This is a genomic window from Candidatus Symbiopectobacterium sp. (assembly GCF_020054415.1).
Lineage (GTDB): Bacteria > Pseudomonadota > Gammaproteobacteria > Enterobacterales > Enterobacteriaceae > Symbiopectobacterium.
In genome coordinates, this window is sequence record NZ_JAHWCO010000106.1 from 1 (window position 1) to 2,041 (window position 2,041).

At 39.4% G+C, this 2,041-nt stretch carries 2 protein-coding genes and 3 pseudogenes; 2 read left to right on the forward strand and 3 right to left on the reverse strand.

The features are described 5' to 3' along the window. Positions 1 to 83, forward strand: a pseudogene (locus tag QZ506_RS03340) (lipoprotein); the annotation flags it as partial. A 233-nt stretch (positions 84 to 316) separates the two neighbouring features. Here the strand turns inward: QZ506_RS03340 and QZ506_RS03345 are convergent. Together QZ506_RS03345 and QZ506_RS03350 are read right to left on the reverse strand one after the other, a co-directional pair. Further along, the gene (locus QZ506_RS03345) at positions 317 to 1,411 is read right to left on the reverse strand and encodes a hypothetical protein (protein ID WP_291969059.1); all 1,095 of its coding nucleotides are present in this window, start codon (positions 1,409 to 1,411) and stop codon (positions 317 to 319) included. Between the two features lie 32 nt (positions 1,412 to 1,443). Continuing rightward, entirely contained in the window at positions 1,444 to 1,647 is a 204-nt protein-coding gene (locus QZ506_RS03350; protein ID WP_291969061.1) for a hypothetical protein, read from the reverse strand. On the opposite strand from QZ506_RS03350, the pseudogene QZ506_RS03355 reads away from it, so the two are divergent. Next, positions 1,567 to 1,791 (forward strand): annotated as a pseudogene (locus QZ506_RS03355) (IS1 family transposase); the annotation flags it as partial. The gene QZ506_RS03350 and the pseudogene QZ506_RS03355 sit on opposite strands and share 81 nt — an antisense overlap. A gap of 145 nt (positions 1,792 to 1,936) precedes the next feature. On the opposite strand, the pseudogene QZ506_RS03360 reads toward QZ506_RS03355, so the two are convergent. After that, positions 1,937 to 2,041, reverse strand: a pseudogene (locus QZ506_RS03360) (IS5/IS1182 family transposase); the annotation flags it as partial.

Below are 2,041 nucleotides of genomic sequence, written 5' to 3' on the forward strand. Positions count from 1 at the left end.
AGGTGGGTGAAGCCATGGCCATGGTCAAAGCGCTTAACCGGATCACGCTATTAGGAATGCCGAACAGTATTCGCATCACGTAACAATCGACCCGTATGGGGCGCAGTCGTTACAAGTTCTGATTTATTCAACAAAGCCACTCTAGGTGTGCTGTTTTCTTACGCGAGCTAACTGAATGATTTTACGTTGCTAAGATCAGCAGTTTCACCGGGGATGCAGCATAAAATATGTTTATTCAACAAAGCCCAAAGCCCCTGCAGGATGCAAAAAACACCATGCCCTGACCGCTGAAGGTCAGGGGATTTTGACGGATTGTTTACGTACCGCAATTATTGCAACTAGACTGTAAGAATACATTATCTAATAAATAGCCATATAACTCAGCTCGGCCTCTTTGGTTAAACAACATTTGTTCGGTATTGTTTAGTTCTGAAAATGATTTTACAAAATTAGCCAAAGACTCATACGGTTTTTTGTTTGAGTTATTTGATATGGATTTCATGGCGTTAGAAACAAACAAACCACAGGCATTAGGTGCATTTTCTTGGAGTGATTCTTGCACTACTAAAACTTCATTGGCTTTAAGAAATTCCGTAATTTTCTGTATGAACGTCATTTCTTTGTCATCCAAATAATTTGCACTATCAAACAATATAGCTGATTTATCTCCCGAGTCAGTTTTAGACAACCCAAACAGAACCCAATGATTTCTAAATAATAGAGGGATAAAATCTCCTGACGAAGATGTTTGTTTCCCTTTATGGTCAATATTTGATAATGTGGTTAACAAGTTTTTTGGTATGGATTCATCATCAGTAGCAATAGCTGGGATGCCTACTGCATCATAGAATCTAAAACCATTTTCTTTATTATTTAATAAGTTAGACATAGAGTCTAGCTCTGCTGATGTGATTAATCGGTTTGTGTCAAAAAATGATGAGCTGACCTTATCCCCATTATCAACACCAGCACAAAAGTTTATATTTTTATTTATTTCTTCTAAAATTTCTTCTCTCTTTTGTGATCTTTCTTGAGTTTCAAAACCAGCCATAATTAATATTTTATCAGGTATAGACCATGCCTCTTCTGGTGTTTTGTTTTTATTTCTTCCTTGCACGATCTCGCATAACTTTAAACTGTCTTTTCCTAATTGTTCCTTTACGTCAGGGTGGCCTGCTTCCTTTCCTGTATACAAATCAAAAAGAAAAGATTCAGCCTCTAATCCAGCAGTGCTGTTCTCACACGCTAATGTAAATAAAGATTCAATACCAAAATCATCGTTATTTCGAGCGGCGCTTTTTAAAGTTTCAAGTGAAGGAAAGTTGTATCCATATTCCATTTTTCTGTTTTCTTTTACAGGAACAGAATACGTATTTAATGAAGGCGTACGAGAAACAGGAAGTGCAGTCATTTTTAATCCTTATTATTTTAACCAAAATAAAGTTAACTTTTCAAGTTGTCTAGCTCAGCATCATTTAGCCCAGTGCCCAGTGGAAAGCTTAACGAGGTCGTGTATTCAACATGTTGATTGCAGTGTACCATATCCGGTTTTGGATGTGGAATACAGTGGCTAAAGTTGATGTAATATGCCCGTTTTGTGAACAGACATCTCCTGTGAAAAAACACGGTTATGGCAAAAGTGGCCATCAGCGTTACCGTTGTCAGTCATGCAAACGCACCTTCCAGCTCGACTATGCCTATCGAGCCTGCCAACAGGGAATGACAGACCAAGTCATTGACTTGGCAATGAATAATGCGGGTATTCGTGACACTGCGCGGGCACTACATATTAGGCTGTGTCCCTTAATTGCGTAACTTATTGTAAAAGAGGCGGATGCAGCCCAGTTTAACCATCGACAGATAATTCCTCGCCGTTTTGTCGGCTTTGTTGAATAAATCAGAACTTGTAACGACTGCGCCCCATACGGGTCGATTGTTACGTGATGCGATTACTGTTCGGCATTCCTAATAGCGTGATCCGGTTAAGCGCTTTGACCATGGACAGGGCTTCACCCACCTGAGCATCGTAGTCTCTCAGACT